General features: G+C 42.3%; 14 protein-coding genes. 3 read left to right on the top strand and 11 right to left on the bottom strand.

Annotated features, from left to right (window positions below; all coding sequences use genetic code 11):
• The first annotated feature begins 35 nt into the window (after positions 1 to 35).
• The gene (locus PGW42_RS10900) at positions 36 to 647 is read left to right on the top strand and encodes a transporter (RefSeq protein WP_008374483.1); all 612 of its coding nucleotides are present in this window, start codon (positions 36 to 38) and stop codon (positions 645 to 647) included.
• Between the two features lie 209 nt (positions 648 to 856).
• Entirely contained in the window at positions 857 to 1,393 is a 537-nt protein-coding gene (hpf, locus tag PGW42_RS10895) for a ribosome hibernation-promoting factor, HPF/YfiA family (RefSeq protein WP_270203589.1), read from the top strand.
• Positions 1,394 to 1,507: 114 nt separating this feature from the next.
• On the opposite strand, the gene PGW42_RS10890 is transcribed toward hpf, so the two are convergent.
• The gene (locus PGW42_RS10890) at positions 1,508 to 2,164 is read right to left on the bottom strand and encodes a YigZ family protein (protein ID WP_008374480.1); all 657 of its coding nucleotides are present in this window, start codon (positions 2,162 to 2,164) and stop codon (positions 1,508 to 1,510) included.
• A gap of 216 nt (positions 2,165 to 2,380) precedes the next feature.
• Between PGW42_RS10890 and PGW42_RS10885 the strand changes: the two genes are divergently transcribed.
• Positions 2,381 to 5,017: a transglycosylase domain-containing protein gene (locus tag PGW42_RS10885; RefSeq protein WP_270203588.1), complete on the top strand. Its 2,637-nt coding sequence runs from the start codon at positions 2,381 to 2,383 to the stop codon at positions 5,015 to 5,017.
• Between the two features lie 85 nt (positions 5,018 to 5,102).
• On the opposite strand, the gene PGW42_RS10880 is transcribed toward PGW42_RS10885, so the two are convergent.
• The 10 genes from PGW42_RS10880 to hprK all read right to left on the bottom strand — a co-directional run bounded on the left by PGW42_RS10880 (position 5,103) and on the right by hprK (position 15,809).
• Positions 5,103 to 6,260 (bottom strand): amidohydrolase family protein, encoded by a 1,158-nt coding sequence (locus PGW42_RS10880; RefSeq protein ID WP_270203587.1) that lies wholly within the window; start codon positions 6,258 to 6,260, stop codon positions 5,103 to 5,105.
• Positions 6,260 to 7,330, bottom strand: coding sequence for an amidohydrolase family protein (locus tag PGW42_RS10875; RefSeq protein WP_270203586.1), 1,071 nt, complete (start codon positions 7,328 to 7,330; stop codon positions 6,260 to 6,262). The genes PGW42_RS10880 and PGW42_RS10875 overlap by 1 nt, the downstream gene beginning before the upstream one ends.
• Positions 7,331 to 7,431: 101 nt before the next feature.
• Complete coding sequence (locus PGW42_RS10870; RefSeq protein ID WP_270203585.1) at positions 7,432 to 9,120, bottom strand: peptide ABC transporter substrate-binding protein; 1,689 nt, start codon at positions 9,118 to 9,120, stop codon at positions 7,432 to 7,434.
• Positions 9,121 to 9,147: 27 nt separating this feature from the next.
• Positions 9,148 to 10,137: an ABC transporter ATP-binding protein gene (locus PGW42_RS10865; protein ID WP_270203584.1), complete on the bottom strand. Its 990-nt coding sequence runs from the start codon at positions 10,135 to 10,137 to the stop codon at positions 9,148 to 9,150.
• Between the two features lie 2 nt (positions 10,138 to 10,139).
• Positions 10,140 to 11,165: an ABC transporter ATP-binding protein gene (locus PGW42_RS10860; protein WP_270203583.1), complete on the bottom strand. Its 1,026-nt coding sequence runs from the start codon at positions 11,163 to 11,165 to the stop codon at positions 10,140 to 10,142.
• 16 nt (positions 11,166 to 11,181) lie between these two features.
• Positions 11,182 to 12,126 (bottom strand): ABC transporter permease, encoded by a 945-nt coding sequence (locus PGW42_RS10855; protein WP_270203582.1) that lies wholly within the window; start codon positions 12,124 to 12,126, stop codon positions 11,182 to 11,184.
• An 11-nt stretch (positions 12,127 to 12,137) separates the two neighbouring features.
• Entirely contained in the window at positions 12,138 to 13,073 is a 936-nt protein-coding gene (locus PGW42_RS10850; protein WP_270203581.1) for an ABC transporter permease, read from the bottom strand.
• A 4-nt stretch (positions 13,074 to 13,077) separates the two neighbouring features.
• On the bottom strand, positions 13,078 to 13,740 hold the full coding sequence (locus PGW42_RS10845; protein ID WP_178413730.1) for a GntR family transcriptional regulator: 663 nt from the start codon (positions 13,738 to 13,740) through the stop codon (positions 13,078 to 13,080).
• Positions 13,741 to 13,932: 192 nt separating this feature from the next.
• Entirely contained in the window at positions 13,933 to 14,871 is a 939-nt protein-coding gene (locus tag PGW42_RS10840) for an ROK family glucokinase (protein ID WP_117556939.1), read from the bottom strand.
• Between the two features lie 14 nt (positions 14,872 to 14,885).
• The gene (gene hprK / locus PGW42_RS10835) at positions 14,886 to 15,809 is read right to left on the bottom strand and encodes an HPr(Ser) kinase/phosphatase (protein WP_117835624.1); all 924 of its coding nucleotides are present in this window, start codon (positions 15,807 to 15,809) and stop codon (positions 14,886 to 14,888) included.

The following is a 15,809-nucleotide window of genomic DNA, read 5'->3' as shown; positions in this document are numbered from 1 at the left end:
CAATCTTTGTATACAACGAACAAGGGGGATTTTTTATGAAAAAATACTTAAACGCAGCACTCCATAAGCTGACCGTACTTCTGGAATTTATCATTTCATTCGTTCTGGCTGCCGGAATCATCATTCTGCTTGTCCAGCTGATCCTGTCCATGCCAAATGTTCCGGATCTGAATATTTATCCAAATTACGAAGACCTGGTAGAAACCTGTTTCAATCTGATCATTGGTGTCGAGCTGATCCGTATGCTTTATCAGCACAAGCCTTCCACTGTGTTTGAGGTGCTGTTATTTGCCATCGCCAGACAGGTGATCATGGCACATAATAATCCGGTATCCAGCCTGATCGGTGTGATCTCCATCGCACTTTTATTTGCAACCAGAAAATTCCTTTTTATTGAATTTGATGAATCTGAAAAAATCATTTTCCGTGCTACTACAAAAGCACGGATTGTAAACAGCATCCTGCACGTCCATATTCCATATGAAGATGAACAAACCTTATATGACGTGATCACTAAAAGATTTGAACAGGAAAAAACAGAAATTGGTGTTGGTGCAAGTACATTCTTCGATAATTTTGGTCTGCGCGTTGCCAAAATGCATAATGGCAAGATCAGTCGTATCGAAGTAATCCGCTCCATACATTGACAGAATTTTCTGATAATTCAGTTTTCTTTACAGAATTTTAATAATTTTTTTGCATTTACCATTGCATCTCTCCCCTATGATAGAGTATAATGTAGCTATAGCCGGAAGGATATAAAAACTATCTATACATCCTGCCGGTCAAGCTCTTATAGATGCACTTATCTCCGTACATACTATGAGAAATATGAGAAAAAAAGGAGTTGAGCTGTATGAATTTTATCATTAGCGGAAGAAACATTGACATCACACCTGGTCTCAGACAGGCTGTAGAACAGAAATTAGGAAAACTGGAAAAGTATTTTACTCCTGAAACTGACATTATCGTTACACTCAGTGTAGAAAAAGAACGTCAGAAAATCGAAGTTACGATCCCTGTAAAAGGAAACATTATCCGTTCCGAGCAGGAAAGCAGCGATATGTATGTATCCATTGATCTCGTAGAAGAAATTATCGAGCGTCAGCTCAGAAAGTATAAAACCAAACTGATTGCAAAACAGCAGGGCGGACATGATTTCCGTCAGGAATTTATTGAATCCGATACTTCGGCAACAGAGTCAGACGAGATTGAGATCGTCCGTACCAAACGTTTCGGCATCAAACCAATGTTCCCGGAGGATGCCTGCATTCAGATGGAACTTCTCGGACATAACTTCTACGTATTCAGCAATGCTGAGACAGACGAAGTCAATGTTGTATATAAGAGAAAGAATGGAACCTACGGTCTGATCGAACCGGAATTCCAGTAAACCAATAAGCTCATACAGAGAACCTGCTGTCTGCAGTTCCTCCTGTATACTAAGACATTAAAACCCCTATACAGAACGGATTCTCCGTTCTGTATAGGGGTTCTTTTTCCTGTTCTATTCCTCAAAAACCAGGATTTCTTTTCCATCCTCCGCAAAATAGCAGCTGTCTCCTTTTTCGATCACAGCCTGTCCATTTGTTCCCTCTGTAATCTCGGAAACCACACATTGCTCCTGATCATAAGGAAGAATCACCTTCATCAGCACTTTATCCGTATACTGTGTATCCTGCACACTGATCTGCCGTTGTCCGAGGATATACTGGATCTTCCCAAGTCCGGTATAATCCGTTCCAATCTCATACCGGTAACCCAGGCGCTTTGTGATCACAGTACTTGCCTGAAGACCTTCCTTTACTGCTCCCTGATAAGCCCGCACCAGGCCACCTGTTCCCAGAAGCGTCCCGCCAAAATACCTGGTCACAACAACCGCCGTATCGTGAAGACCTTCCCCTGTAAGCACATCCAGCATCGGTTTTCCTGCTGTACCTGCAGGCTCCCCGTCATCACTACATCTCAGAGTTGGATTTGTTACACCGATCACATAAGCAAAACAGTTATGTCTTGCGTCCCAGTATTTTTTCTTCACTTCTTCTATAAATGCCAGTACTTCTTCTTCTGAGTGTACCGGTCTTACCGTTGCGATAAAACGGGATTTCTTTTCAACAATTTCCCCTTCTCCTCCCCGGTATACTGTTTTGTATTCTTCCTGCATGTCTGCGTTTTTCCCTTCATTTTCCTTATATTTTCACTATTTCCAGTATACAAATCTATTTCTTCAGATGCAAGAAAATTACAAAAATGTTACAATTTCCCTATATTTCCGAAATTTTTCTTAATTTTGTAAAATGGAACATTGAAGTTTTCAAGTTTTCCTTTATTTAAATTATCAAGTTTGATATAATATTGCAATATGAAGGAGGAAGCATTCATGAATTATGGAAAGCGAAAAGCTTCTAAAAAACAAAAACGCATAACATCGAAAAAGAATATGCACAAAAAGAAACTGGGCGTTCGCCTTTTTAAAGGTTTTCTATTATGTATCTTTGTCTGCTGTATCCTCGCAGCGATCGGAGGTGGCTTTATCATCAGGCATGTGATTGATAATGCACCTGAGATTACAGCTGACAGCATCAAACCACAGGGTTATACGTCCACCGCACTTGCAGATGACGGCACGACAACAATAGCCGAATTCACCGGTGCAGGTGCCAACCGTGTATATAAGACGATTGATCAGATCCCGGAGGATCTGCAGCATGCATTCGTCGCAATCGAAGACTCCCGTTTTTACAAGCATAACGGTGTTGATATCCAAGGTATTATCCGTGCTTTTGTTGTTGGTATCACTCATGGTGGCAACTTCTCTGAAGGAGCCAGTACCATTACCCAGCAGCTGATCAAGAACAATGTCTTCCCTGACTTTGTAAATGAAAGCACTTTTGAAGAAAAGCTGGAACGTAAGATCCAGGAACAGTATCTCGCAATTCAGGTTGAAAAGCAGCTTGATAAAGATTCAATCCTTGAAAGCTACCTGAACACGATCAACCTTGGTCAGGACTGTCTGGGAGTACAGTCAGCCGCACAGAGATATTTTAATAAGGATGTCAATGAACTTAACCTTTCCGAATCTGCAACCATCGCTGCAATCACACAGAATCCGGGAAGATACAATCCGATCACCAATCCGGAAGACAACGCAACCCGCCGCAAAAAAGTTCTGGATAATATGCTCGATCAGGGCTGGATCGACCAGGCTGCCCATGATGAAGCACTGGCAGATGACGTATATTCCAGAATTCAGAACGTAAATACACGGATCGAAGAGACCAACACCGTCAACTCTTATTTTGTTGATGCCCTGTCTGAGCAGCTGATCGAAGATCTCACCTCAGAAGACGGACTTGGATATTCCCAGACACAGGCAGAGAACGCACTGTACAGCGGTGGTCTCACCATTTATTCAACTCAGAATCTTACGATGCAGAACATCTGTGATGAAGAATTGAATGATGACAACAATTATCCGGCCAATATTGACTGGGGTGTTGATTATGCCCTCACAGTCTATCATACTGATGGCTCGGTAGATAACTACAGTGCCGGACACCTGAAACAATTCGGGGCAGATCAGTACGGTGATGATGAAGGACTTCTCTTCGGATCACAGGAAGCTGCACAGGAAAGAATTGACGCATTCCGTAACAGTCTTCTCCAGGATGGCGAGACCTATGATGAGTACGTCAACCTCTCTCCACAGCCGCAGACTTCACTTACCATCATCGATCAGAAAACAGGGCAGATCAAAGCTCTTGTCGGTGGCCGTGGACAAAAAACAACCAACCGTGGACTGAACCGCGCATACAAGGGTTCTACCCGTAACGCAGGTTCTACATTCAAGATTCTTGCCGTATACGCTCCGGCATTGGACAGCGCAGATCTTACACTTGCTACCACCGAAGTTGATGAAGAATACTACTATCAGCACGACCTTGAACATCATCAGGTTCATAACTGGTGGGGCGATTACTATAAAGGTACCGTAACATACCGTCAGGCGATCGAACAGTCCATGAACATCATTGCGGTAAAGACATTGAATAAGATTGGTATCAATCTTGGTTTTGAATACTGCGAGAAATTTGGGCTTTCCACACTTACCGAAGACGATGCTGTAGAGTCTCTTGCTCTTGGTGGTATTTCCCATGGTGTTTACAACTATGAACTGACAGCAGCCTATGCATCCATTGCAAACGGCGGTGTATATAACAAACCATCCCTGTACACAAAGGTATTGGATCATGATGGTAATGTCCTGATCGACAACTCCAATCCGGAAAGCCACACTGTGATCAAAGATACAACTGCAGCACTTCTTACCAACGCCATGCAGGATGTTGTCACAAAGGGTACTGCAACCGATGCACAGCTCAATAATATGCCTGCATCCGGTAAATCCGGTACAACCTCCGACAACCGTGATTTCTGGTTCGAAGGATTTACACCGTATTATACCTGTGGTATCTGGATGGGTTACGATGGTAACCAGGAAATGTCTGAAGGAAGCTGGAACTATCATTTCAAGATCTGGGCTAAGATCATGAACCGGATCGATGAAGCTTTGGGACTTACCTACAAAGACTTCGAGATGCCAGGTTCTCTCGTTCAGAAGAGCGTATGTACAATTTCCGGTAAACTTGCCGGTTCCGGCTGTCCGTCACAGACCGAATGGTTTGATCCGGATACTGTCCCGACCGAGACATGTTCCGGACATGCAAGCAAGTCAACTACCACAAACAGTACAAAAAATTCGAATGACAAATCCGATTCTAATAGTACAACAGGTGGAAACTCCTCCGGTAACTCTACCGGCACTAATGGGGATACTACCGGTGGTACCGGCGGTGATTCCGGCAATACTGGCGGCGGCACTGATTCCGGTAATAATAGTGGCAATTCTGGTAATACCGGTGGCGATTCTGGTAATACCGGTGGCGATTCCGGTAATACCGGTGGCGGCACTGATTCCGGCAATACCGGTGGCTCAGATTCTGGCAATGGACAGTAAGAATCCATCATTTGATTAGAGCAAAAAGAGATCAGTGAATATTGAAATTCACTGATCTCTCTTTTTTATCTATCGCTCTGGTCCTCTATTTCTGATATACGATCTCACCTTCAATCATCGTATAATATACCATTGCATCGGTATCAAGTCCGAGTTTTCCTTTCATTACAATAATATCTGCATCTTTTCCTTCTTCCAGGCTTCCCAGACGGTCTTCTACACCCAGCACCTTTGCAGCATTGATCGTAACCGTTCTTACTGCTCTCTCCTGTGCAAGTCCTTCACGCACTGCTTCTCCCACATGATGATACAGGGATTCTTCACTCAGAATCGGTGAATCAGTGATCATCGCCACATTCACCCCTCTGTCATCCAGCATTTTTACAGCTTCCACATCGATTTTTCTACGTTCTCCAGGACTACGGTAAGTTGCAATCGGTCCGTAGCATATATCGCATCCGCTTTCCACGATTTCATCCAGATAATCGGTTGCTCCCCATGCATGTTCTAATGAGAAGTGTACGTTGTATTTTTTCGCTATCTCAATTGCTGTGAGCATATCATACTGTGTACAGTGGATCTTACATGGAATTTCTCCTTTTAAAGCCAGGCAAAGAGCTTCCATATCCGGATCATACTCCACTTCTTTATTCTGTTCTTTGTCTTCCATGTATTTCTTTGCTTTTGCAAAGGTATCATCCAGAACCTTAGCGATTCCCATTCTTGTCATCGGAAGTCTTTTCTGATCTCCGTATGTATTTTTCGGATTACCGCCAAGAGCAATCTTTACAGCACATGGTGATTTGATTGTCATATCAAACACATTGTTTCCATAAGTTTTAAGTGCAAACGGAAGTCCGCAGAATACATTTCCGCTTCCCGGAGTCAGAAGCATGGTTGTGATTCCGTGCTCATAAGCTACTTTAAATTCTCTTGCTTTTGGATTTGTTCCAAAACGTGCATCAGCAGAAAGAGTAACCGGATTTGTCATCTCATTGGCATCGTCTACACCCGGATCCACATTGAAATCAAATAATCCGATGTGAGAATGTGCATCGATAAGTCCCGGAAGAACATAATATCCTTCTGCCTCAATGAGCTTATCTCCATCCTCTAAGCAGTCTTCACTGATATGTTCTGCCACTTCTTTGATCTTTGTTCCTTCGACGAGAATATCACCCTGAAAGATGCCCTTATCCTCTGTCATTGTATACAAAATACCATTTTTGATTAATGTCTGCATTACGATAATACCACCTTTCCATTTATCATACAAAACTGTACGTGTGCCGCATAAGATTTTACAGGATGATCACTGTAAATTGTGATGTCCGCATCTTTTCCAACTTCGATACTTCCGATCCGATCTGCAACACCAAGCATCTCGGCTGGCTGGATCGTCATCATTTTTACTACATCCTCGGCATCGATTCCTGCACGATATACTTCGATCGCACTCCAGATGAATACTTCTCTACCTTCAGAAGCACCTTTGCATGTGTTTGTAAATGCGATGCGGTTTCCGTTTTCTACCAGTTCTTTTAATCTGGAAAGGTCGATTTCATGTTTTGAAATCTGTGACAGATTGCTGAAATTACCAAAGATAATTCCAACTTTCTTTTCTTTCAGTTCTTCGATCGCATCGCCGAATTCAAATCCATCTACGATTGTAAGCTGGATATCTTCATCTTTCAGAAGCTCCATAAGACACTGAATCTCACCTGCAGTTTCTGCAGCGATGACAAATGGCATCTGATATTTCTTCAAAAGGTCATCTTTTCTGATTGCTTCTTTGAGCAAATGGAAAATTCCCATTCTTGTTTTCGGCATCTGGTTACTTGCACCATATACATCCTTAACGGTTGAGCATACGCTTCCCTTCATTGCTGCGTGCTCTTTTACAATACGGTTTGCCATATGATCCGGAGCTGTCTTACATACTGTAATCTGTCCTCCGATCACATTGCAGTGATCCGGTGAAAATCCAACAGATGTAATTCCTGATTTATAGAATTCCTGTGCATTCACTTCATCTGGATCGATGGCATACTTCACGCTCAGATCCGGATTAATTACATTTGTAGTTTCTGCATTATCTCTGTAACGAGTCGGAATCCCCATAGCTCCGATAGAAGAATGTGGATCGATGAAACCAGGGAAAACCTGTTTTCCTGTTGCATCGATAATTTCTGCATCTGCTTCACAGATATTCTTTTCGATTTTCTTAATCTTTTCCCCCTCGATTAAGATATCATAGTTTTCAAGCACTTCACCTGTTCCGGTATGAATGGTTCCATTTTTAATTACATACATAATCATTTCTCCATTTACTTTTATTTTTTAAACCTAAAGTGCCATAGAGGTTTTATAACCTCTATGACATTTCAATTTAGTTTACTCTGTAAGTCAATATACTATTTTTCAATATAAACCTGAGAGAAATCAACCTGACCATTTGTAGAAACGAAGTAGTTCTTCACATATTTCTTAACAAATGTAGGTGCCTCTTCAACATAAGTAGGTTCGATCAGTCCTGACTTAACAACCAGTTCTTCTGCCTGCAGATAAAGCTCTGCCTTCTTCTGGTCATCAACTTCAAATTTTGCTTCATTTAAAAGTTCCTGGTATTTCTTAGGATCTTCTCCTGACCATCCTGTCTTTTCTGCGTTGAAGTATCCATTATCAGGATCGAATAACTGAAGAAGAGCACTTGGTTCATTGTAGTATGGTCCCCATCCGCCTGTTGCGATATCGTAATCACCGGCGTCAATCTTATCCCACATGATGTTCCATTCCATCATATCGATTTCGACATTGATTCCAAGAACGCTTTCCCACTGCTGCTTCATCCATTCAGCAATCTTTTTAGATACTTCAGCTGTACCACGGCTTGCATAACGGATTGTTACCTTTGACGGGTCTGGATCTTTACCAAGTTCTTTTAATCCTTCAATAAGTAAAGCTTTCGGATCTTTGATTTCTTCCTGAAGTTCCTGAACGAAATGATTCTTTCCGCCAACTAATTCTGTGTAAGTTTTTTCTCCAACCTGGACAGTATCTGGCATCATAGAATAAATCGGAACACCTTTTCCATTACGAAGAGTATCGATCATTTCCTGACGGTCATAAGCTACAGTTAAAGCCTGTCTGATCTTTTCATTACACAGATATTCGTTTGCTGCATTCAGCATGAAGAATTCCGGTGAACTATTCGGAACCTGATAAGATTCAGATTCTCCCTGTTCTTCGATAGTCTTTCCCCAGTTTGCATCCGTTGTACCGATCACATCCAACTCACCGTTGATGTAAGACTGAACTGCAGTACCTGATTCCTGAATGACCTTGCAATTGATCTTGTCAAGCTTCACATCGTCAGCTCCCCAGTATTGGTCATTTCTTACCACTACCATTTCTGTATTCTGGCTCCAGCTTTCAATCTTGAATGGTCCGTTAAATACAGTCTTTGTTTCAGATGTTGCATAATCACTTCCAAGCTCTTCATACATTGCTTTGTTTACCGGATAAGCTGATGAAGAAACCAGTTCCAGGAAGTAAGATGCCGGGTGGATAATTTTGATTTCCAATGTATCTTCATCAATGGCGTGTACACCGATATCTTCCGGTTTCTTTCCCTGATCATAAAGAGCTTCTGAGAAGTTCTCGATAACTCCGTCAAACAGCCATGCGTTTGTTGCTGCAACGGAAGGAGTTGCCATCTTCTGGAAAGTAAATTCAAAGTCATTTGCTGTTACTTTCGTTCCATCACTCCACTTTGCATCTTTGTTCATGTGGAAGGTATAAGTAAGTCCGTCTTCACTTATATCCCAGCTTTCTGCTGCAGCAGGAATGATCTCATAAGTATTTCCAGCCCGAGTTACTCTTTTAACGAGTGGGTCTAACACCATATTAAATGCTTCGTTATCAGGACCAGTTGTGTTGATCAGCGGGTTCAGTCCGACAACCACACTGTTGTTGGAGATGTTCAGAACCTGTTCTGTTTTTCCGTCAGAACTTGCTTTTTTGTCATCTCCGCCGCAGCCTGCCAGACAGCTGACAGCCATTGCTACTGCAAGCCCCATTGCTAATGTTTTTCTTTTTTTCATAGTCTTCCTCCTTTATATCCAGCAAGATTACGCTTGCGGGTGATCTTCCATCAACTCTTTTGCTCTGTGACAAGCTACGAAGTGTTCCGGTGCGAGTTCCTCAAGCTTCGGTGTTTCCTGATGACATTTTTCTGTTGCATATCTGCATCTCGTCACAAATCTACATCCAGGTTTTGGATTAACCGGGCTTGGAATCTCTCCTTCCAGTCGAATTCTCGTCTTCTGTTCTTCTGTATCCGGATCCGGAATCGGAATCGCTGCCATCAACGCCTTTGTATATGGATGAAATGGTTTCTGATATAACTCATCACTCTCTGCAAATTCAACCATATTTCCCAGATACATTACACCGACACGGTCTGAAATATGTTTTACCATAGACAGATCATGTGCGATAAAGAGATAGGTCAGATTTTTCTTCTGCTGAAGTTCGATCAGCAGGTTAACAACCTGTGCCTGAATGGAAACGTCAAGTGCAGAGATTGGCTCATCACAGACAATAAATTCCGGTTCGATTGCAAGTGCTCTTGCAATTCCGATACGCTGTCTTTGTCCACCCGAAAACTCATGAGGGAAACGAAGTGCATGCTCTCTGTTAAGTCCGACCAGTTCCAGTAATTCATAAATCTTTTCTTGACGTTCTTTACCAGTGTAAAGCTTATGGATATCAATTCCTTCCCCAATGATGTCACCGACTGTCATTCTTGGATTCAGTGAAGAATACGGATCCTGGAAAATAATTTGAGCTCTTTTTGTAAACTCTTTCTTTTCTTTTTTATTCAGTTTATTAATATCGACTCCGTCAAAAAGAACCTCACCGTCTGTTGCCTTATAAAGCCCCATAACTGTCTTTCCACAGGTTGTTTTTCCACAGCCGGATTCACCTACAATTCCAAGAGTCTCACCTTTATAGATCTTAAAGTTTACTCTATCCACTGCCTTCAGTGTCTGGTTTCTTCCAACCTGAAAATACTTCTTCAAATCTTTTACTTCGATCAATACTTCTTTCTTATCCATGGTTACTGTCTCCTCCTTATCATATTCTCAGGAAGATTGCTCACATCCGCTCTTGGATCGTGAAGCCAGCAGTTACATTCCTGTGTATCACTGAATTTTGTAAGCTCCGGATATTTCTTTCTGCAGATCTTCATTCCATACTCGCAACGTGGAGCAAAAGAACATCCAACCGGTGGATTAATAAGATCCGGCGGCGTTCCTTTTAAGGAATACAATGTTTCTTTATTTGTAGAATGGATCTTCGGAACGGAATCCAGAAGAGCTCTCGTGTAAGGATGTGTAGACTGATAGAAAATTTCTCGTACATCACCACGTTCTACAATTTTTCCTGCATACATAACCTGAATCTTATCTGCAACGCTCGCTACAACACCTAAGTCGTGTGTTACAAGGATCATCGCCATATCCAGTTCTTTTTGCAATTCTCCGATCAGCTCCATGATCTGTGCCTGGATCGTTACGTCCAGAGCAGTGGTCGGCTCGTCTGCGATCAGGATTTCCGGTTTACATGCAAGCGCAATTGCGATCATCGCTCTCTGTCTCATACCGCCGGAAAACTCAAATGGATACTGTTTCATTCGTTTTTCTGCATTTGGTATTTTAACCAGCTGCAACATTTCTAAAGCTTCTTTATGTGCTTCTTCTTTAGAAATCTGTCTATGGATCAGAATACTTTCCGCAATCTGATCTCCGATCTTCATGGTCGGATTCAGTGAAGTCATTGGATCCTGGAAAATCATTGAAATTTTGCTTCCTCGAATAGAAACCATTTCATTTTCTGACTTTTTCAGAAGATCTTCCCCATGAAACAATACTTCAGAATTTTCATTTAATAATGTGTTTGATTCTGGAAGCAATCGCATGATTGCTTTTGAAGATACCGTCTTACCACAACCAGACTCTCCTACTATCGCAAGAGTTTCTCCCTTATGCAGATCAAAATCTATTCCTCTTACTGCGTGTGAGATTCCGGCGTAGGTCTTAAAAGATACCTCCAGATTTTTCACTTCCAGTATTTTTTCTTTCATCTTGTAGTTCCCCCTTTTATTTTCTCAGCTTCGGATCCAATGCATCTGAAAGTCCATCACCGATCAGATGGAAAGTCAGCATTGTAAGTACGATCATCAGACATGGGAAGAACAATTCATGTGGGTAAAACATAAGCTGCTGCTGTCCTGCTGATGCAAGTGCTCCCCAGCTGGTTTCCGGTGGTCTTACTCCAAGTCCGATATAACTTAAGAAAGCCTCACTGAAAATAAATCCCGGAACTGACATCGTAATATCAACCATAATAATTCCAAGTGTATTCGGAAGAAGATGTTTGATAATAATACGTCCCGTTGACGCGCCAAGTGCTGTTGCTGCCTGCACATAATCCTGTTCCTTGATCTGAAGGATCTGTCCTCTTACCATACGCGCAGTTCCTACCCACGCGGTAAGGCTCATTGCAAAAACAAGGGAGAACATACTTCTTCCAAGTACCATGGATAAAATTACTACAATGATCAGATATGGCAGGTTTCCGATAAATTCGCAGATACGCATGATGATGTCATCTACCAGGCCGCCTTTTAATCCTGCCAGTGCTCCAAGGAGTGCTCCGATCACAAACATTACCAATGTACAACATAAACCAATATAGATTGAAATACGTCCGCCTACACAGACACGGGTAAAGAGATCTCTTCCCATATCATCTGTGCCAAACCAGTGTGCACTGCTTGGTCCCTGATTCTTGATCGACGCATCGATCAACTGATAATCCTGTCCTGTGATCAGCGGTCCGACAAACAGGATCACTACGATCACGCCTAATAATATAAGACCAAATATTGCAAGTTTGTTTTCCCTAAATCTTCTCCAGACATCCGCCCAATAGGTCAGGGATTTCTGTCCGATATCTTCACCAGATAATCCTTCCGTCCCAACACGTTTAAAATCATCTGATTCATTCCATTCTTCTGTCATTACTACCTCTTTTGTACTCATCAGAATCCCTCCTATTTCTTACCTTTTGCAACTCGGATTCTCGGATCGACGATTCCGTACAGAATGTCTACGACAATCAGCGAGCCAACGAACAAAATAGCAAAGAAAATTGTAAGACCGATTACCATCGTATAATCATTATCCGAAACTGCTTTTACATAGTAGAATCCAAGTCCCGGAATCGCAAACATACGTTCAAGGATGAATGATCCTGCAAAAATTCCTGCCAGAGAAGGTCCGATCATTGTAATGATCGGAAGCATTGCATTTCTCAAAATATGTTTCCGTACCACTCTTTTTTTCGTACATCCCTTTGCTTTCGCTGTGATAATATAATCTTCCCCAATTACAGACAGTGTACTGCTCCTCATATATTTTGTATAAGATGCAATTCCTCCGATTGCATAGGCGGCAACAGGAAGAATATAGTGTTTTAATTCTCCCCAGCCAAATACCGGCACCAGTTTCCATTTGAATGCAAGAAAATACTGCAATACCGATGCAAATACAAAACTAGGAACACAAATTGCCAATACAACGAGTACCCTTATGACATGATCCACCGGTTTTCCCCGGTTCAGTGCTGCAACCATTCCAAGACTGATACCAATCGTCACCTGGAACAGCAATCCCAATAACCCAATCTTCGCCGATACCAACGTATTATTTTTTATAATATCATTTGCTGACTGTCCGGTATAAATAATTGATTCCCCAAAATCTCCTGTCGTCAGAAGATTCTTCATATACGTTGTATACCGCTTTACTACCGGCTGGTCCAGTCCGTATTTCTCACGGATGATTTCCTGTGCCTGTTCCGGCATCTGTCCGACTTTTGCAGCGATCGGATCTCCCGGAGCACCTGCTACCAGAAAAAATGTTGCTGTGGCAATCAAGAACAATGTCAACACAGCATATGTCAGCCTTTTCCCAATAAATTTAACCATACCTTCAGTTCCTTTCTCCTTTTTTCTTTTGATTTTCATACAGAACATGCGGGACAACCATGTAGTGGATTTCTATCTCTTTACAGATATCTTCGACTGTCCCTTTATGAAACAGATCCAAAATTCTCTGATGATTGATGTGGACCACATCAAATGGTACCAGAGTTTTTGTATCCATCGTATAATATGCCGCCGTATTCCCTCCTTCCAGTATTTTCCAGATTCTATGAAGTTTTTCACTGTGTGCGGTCTTCACAATACATTCATGGAACTGTTCATCGAATTTTATAACATCATACAGATTTTTCTGATTGGCCGCTTTCTCCATGGAAAGAACAAGCTTCTGCATCTCTTCATCCTGTTCTTTGCTGATCTCTCCCCCGCACATCTGCACTGCCAGTTTCTCAAGCGTAGACTGGATCAGGTATGTTTCCTGCATCTCTTCATAAGTCATCGTCTTTACTACACAGCCTTTCTGTGCTTCATATACAACCAGCCCTTCTTCTTCGATCTGCCTGAGAGCTTCTCTTAAAGGACCTCTGCTGACTTTCAGCTCTTCTGCTACTTTTGCCTCTATAATTCGTTCTCCCGGTTTGATCTCTCCTGATAAAATCTTGTGTCTTAAAATTTCAACTACTTGCTCTCTTAATGTTTTACGTATTATCATTTTGTCTTCCTTTTCACAATTATTTAGAGTTTATAGACTTATTTAACAATGTTACTACGATAAGTTTACATCATTTTGTGAAGAATGTCAAATGTAAACATTTCTCATTCTTCATTTTCTTCTGCAAAAAAAATCTTGCAAGAATGTTAAATATTTCTCACAAGATTTTTGTTTTTTTATAATATCTTTCACTTATTTCAGTACCAGTTTTGCTGCTCCGCAGATTCCTGCATCATTTGCAAGCTCTGCAAGTGCAAATTCTGTATCTTTATCTGCAAAGAATGCCATTTCTTTAAATGGTCCTTTGATGTAATCCAGCAGAACCTCTCCGGCTTTTGATACCCCTCCGCCGATTACGATAACCGCCGGATCACATGCAGCTGCAAGGTTCGCCAGCGCATGTCCCAGATACTTTCCAAATTCAGTTGCGATTTCGATTGCAACTTCGTCTCCGGCTTTCACTGCATCAAACACTTCTTTCGCAGACATCTCTGCCACATTTCTGAGGGTACTTGGTTTCTCATCTTTTGCAAGACGCATATTGGCAAGTCTTGTGATCCCTGTTGCAGAAGCATACTGTTCCAGACAGCCTTTCTTTCCACATCCACAGGTTTCTGTCTCCTGGTAGTTTACACACAGATGACCGATCTCTCCGCCAGCACCGTGTGCCCCTACAAGGCACTTTCCATCCACGATGATTCCACCGCCAACACCGGTTCCAAGGGTAACCATAATAACATTCTTGTGGCCTTTTCCGCCACCTTTCCACATCTCACCAAGCGCAGCTACATTTGCATCATTCCCCGGAATCACTTTCATTCCGTCAAGAAGTTCTTCCAGTTCACGTGTGACTTCTTTGTATCCCCATCCGAGATTTGCTGTATTCTGAACAATTCCATCCTCGTTTACCGGTGCCGGGAGCCCCATTCCAAGTCCGATGATCTGTTCTTTCACCAGGTCCTTCTCTGCCATCTTCGCTTTCACTGCCTGTGCAATATCCGGGAGGATTGCTTCTCCCTGGTTCTCCGTACGTGTCTTGATCTCCCATTTGTCAAGAAGCTCTCCGTCTTCCTGAAAAAGTCCCATCTTTACTGTCGTTCCGCCTATATCGATACCAAAACAATATTTCATCTGTCTCCTGCTCCTTACATATTCTTTTTTAGATTTTCCTGTACCCGGCGGTACAGCTCCTGAGCTGCGTTATAGCCCATTTGTTTCTGTCTGTGGTTGACTGCCGCTGATTCTACGATAATGGCAACATTACGTCCCGGACGGATTGGAATACTGTGGCATACAACCTTATTACCAAGAAATTCTGTATACTCCTCAGTAAGTCCAAGCCTGTCGTACTCACGATCCTTGTTCCAGTCCTCAAGCGTGATGACGAGATCAATATTTTGTGTCTCTCTTACACTCTGCACACCAAACAGCGTCTTTACGTCAATGATACCAATTCCGCGAAGTTCAATAAAATGGCGGGTAATATCCGGTGCTGTACCAACAAGAGTATCATCACTCACCTTCCGGATCTCCACCACGTCATCTGTTACCAGACGATGGCCTCGCTTGATCAGCTCCAGTGCCGCCTCACTTTTACCGATACCGCTGTCTCCCATGATCAGAACACCGACTCCATAACAGTCCACCAGTACCCCGTGAATTGAAATACACGGTGCCAGTTCCACTTTCATCCAGCGGATCAGTTCTGCTGAAAAGGAAGAGGTCTGTTTATCCGTAATAAATACCGGAATATTGTTCTTCACTGCTTTCTCCAGAAATTCCGGATCCGGCTGCAGATTTCTGCAGAAAATAAAGCATGGAATCCCATAATCAAGCAGTGTATCATATATTTTCATCTTATGCTCATATTCCAGTGTCTGCAGATAAGTGTACTCTACATATCCGATAAGCTGAATCCGTTCGCAATCAAAATGATCAAAAAATCCGGCGAGCTGAAGTGCCGGACGGTTAATATCCGGAATTTTTACTTCCCGCTGTGTCATATCGACATCCGGAGTAAGATTTCTAAGTTCCATCTTCTCTACGATTTTTGTTAATGTTACTCCCAT

This window comes from Coprococcus sp. TM115-187 (assembly GCF_027679115.1).
Lineage (GTDB): Bacteria > Bacillota > Clostridia > Lachnospirales > Lachnospiraceae > Allocoprococcus > Allocoprococcus comes.
Note: the sequence above shows the minus strand (reverse complement) of the source record. Positions and strands in the feature narration are given on the sequence as shown.

Bases quoted from the DNA above. Each gene is read 5' to 3' on its own strand.
- PGW42_RS10860 (WP_270203583.1), bottom strand. From the start codon at position 11,165: ATGAAAGAAAAAATACTGGAAGTGAAAAATCTGGAGGTATCTTTTAAG.
- PGW42_RS10850 (WP_270203581.1), bottom strand. From the start codon at position 13,073: ATGGTTAAATTTATTGGGAAAAGGCTGACATATGCTGTGTTGACATTG.
- PGW42_RS10880 (WP_270203587.1), bottom strand. From the start codon at position 6,260: ATGCAGACATTAATCAAAAATGGTATTTTGTATACAATGACAGAGGAT.
- hprK (WP_117835624.1), bottom strand. From the start codon at position 15,809: ATGGGAGTAACATTAACAAAAATCGTAGAGAAGATGGAACTTAGAAAT.
- PGW42_RS10900 (WP_008374483.1), top strand. From the start codon at position 36: ATGAAAAAATACTTAAACGCAGCACTCCATAAGCTGACCGTACTTCTG.
- PGW42_RS10870 (WP_270203585.1), bottom strand. From the start codon at position 9,120: ATGAAAAAAAGAAAAACATTAGCAATGGGGCTTGCAGTAGCAATGGCT.
- PGW42_RS10865 (WP_270203584.1), bottom strand. From the start codon at position 10,137: ATGGATAAGAAAGAAGTATTGATCGAAGTAAAAGATTTGAAGAAGTAT.
- PGW42_RS10885 (WP_270203588.1), top strand. From the start codon at position 2,381: ATGAATTATGGAAAGCGAAAAGCTTCTAAAAAACAAAAACGCATAACA.
- PGW42_RS10840 (WP_117556939.1), bottom strand. From the start codon at position 14,871: ATGAAATATTGTTTTGGTATCGATATAGGCGGAACGACAGTAAAGATG.
- PGW42_RS10845 (WP_178413730.1), bottom strand. From the start codon at position 13,740: ATGATAATACGTAAAACATTAAGAGAGCAAGTAGTTGAAATTTTAAGA.
- PGW42_RS10890 (WP_008374480.1), bottom strand. From the start codon at position 2,164: ATGCAGGAAGAATACAAAACAGTATACCGGGGAGGAGAAGGGGAAATT.
- hpf (WP_270203589.1), top strand. From the start codon at position 857: ATGAATTTTATCATTAGCGGAAGAAACATTGACATCACACCTGGTCTC.
- PGW42_RS10875 (WP_270203586.1), bottom strand. From the start codon at position 7,330: ATGTATGTAATTAAAAATGGAACCATTCATACCGGAACAGGTGAAGTG.
- PGW42_RS10855 (WP_270203582.1), bottom strand. From the start codon at position 12,126: ATGAGTACAAAAGAGGTAGTAATGACAGAAGAATGGAATGAATCAGAT.